This is a genomic window from Streptomyces sp. NPDC055140, from assembly GCF_053607285.1.
Window position 1 is genome coordinate 1 of record NZ_JBSGTG010000173.1, and the last position, 1,704, is coordinate 1,704.

Annotated in this window: 1 protein-coding gene; it reads right to left on the minus strand. The window is 68.6% G+C overall.

Annotation, left to right across the window (positions count from 1 at the left end; translation table 11 throughout):
• Window positions 1–1,602 (minus strand): IS1182 family transposase (locus tag ACWFR4_RS48725; protein WP_453658411.1); only part of this gene is annotated, 1,602 nt, incomplete at its 3' end.
• Window positions 1,603–1,704 lie beyond the last annotated feature (102 nt).

Genomic DNA, 1,704 nt, shown 5'->3' on the forward strand with positions numbered 1-1,704 from the left:
TGGCAGTCCGCTAAGGCGTTCGATGTTGACGGCGATGGCCGTCAGGACGTGCTGGATGTGGGCTTTTCCCTGTCCGCGGTAGCGGCAGCGTCGCATGCCGTATCCGTGGGCGAACTCGTTGACCGTGCCCTCCACTCCGGAGCGGACCGCGTAGCGGGTCTTCCACTCGGGTGTCTGTTGCTCGGTGCGGACGCGAAGTTGCAGGTCGCGGAGTTCTCGTGGGGGAAAGCCCACGGTGCGGGTGCTTTCGCGGGAGGTGGTGCACTGGGTGCGGGCCGGGCAGGGCTGGCACTGGCTTTTGGTGAACCTGGCCACGATCAGCGGGGCCGCAGTGGGTGAGGATGTCGGGTAGGGGCCGTGCCAGCCCTGGCTGACCTGGCCCTGGGGACAGGTGACCTGCTGGCGGTCGTAGTCGATGTGGAAGTCGTCCCGGGCGAAGCCCTCGTCCCGGCGGTGTTGCCGGGTGGGGTTGCTCCGGAGTGGTCCGGAGACGGTGACCTGGTGTTCACGGGTGGCTTGTTCCAGGTGGGGCAGGGAGGTGTAGCCGGCGTCGACCAAGTGCTCGGCGGGCAGCAGGCCGCGGCGGCGCAGACGCGTGTGGATACCGGGCAGGACCTGGCTGTCGTGTGTGGTGGCCGCGGTGGTGGCCACATCCGTGATCACGTTGGCGCCGTCGGGGGCACAGGTCTCGGTCAGGTGAGCGGAGAACCCCTTCCAGCTGATGATGTGTCCGTGCCGTGCGTAGCGGGCCGAGGTGTCGTAGGGAGAGACGACCGCCCGGGACGAGGGCGGCAGCCCGGGCCCGTCTTCCTTCTCGGCGGTGCGCCAGCGCAGGTGTCCTGCGGCGTCACGGTGGTAGTTCTGCAGCATGATCTGGCGCAGGGCCTGGATACGAGGGCCGGACGTGCGGTCCGCTCCATGCCGGTAGAGGTGTTCCAGGAGCCGGACGGCGTCGTTTCCGGTGGCAAGAATCCTGGTCTTGGGCTTGGTGGGGTTCTTGCCCAGACGGACCGGCCGGCCGTAGCGGCGCCCCCAGTCCTCATCGACCAGCTCGTCCAGCAGGTGAGGGGAGGTGCCGGCGACTTCTTCCAGTGCGGCGCGGACTGCCTCGGTGATCAGCTCCAGGCGGGTCAGGTCACGCACCGCGGCCAGGACATGGGTGGAGTCGGTGCGCTGGGTGGTGCGCTCGTGCACCAGGCCGGCCTCCTTGAGGCGGGCCAGCGCGAGGTCGAGGAGGCGGTCAGCACGGTCGCCTTCGGCGAGACGGTCGCGGAAATCGGCCAGCACGCTGTGGTGGAACCCGGGGTCATCCAGTTCCATGGCCATCGCGTACTTGAAGTCGATACGGCAGCGGACCGCCTCGGCGGCCTGCCGGTCCGACAGGCCGAGCAGGAACTGCAGCACACAGACGGTAGCCAGTTGAGCAGGCGAGAGACCCGGACGCCCGTCACGCGGGTACCAGTCGGCGAAGTCCTCGTCACACCACAGCCCGTCCAGCCGGTCGCGCACCCATATCGCCGTCGTGCCGCCCGGGTTGCTCGCCCGCGCGACCTGCGCAGTCAGAGGCGGGACCTGCTCACCGGAACGTGGGCGGAGGGACAACGGGCACCTCGACAGCTGCATCGGTCATCGGAACTACCCGAGCATGCCCGTTGACCATGCTGTCGCACCGCGAAACTCCAAGATCCCCGACAGAGTCAAGCT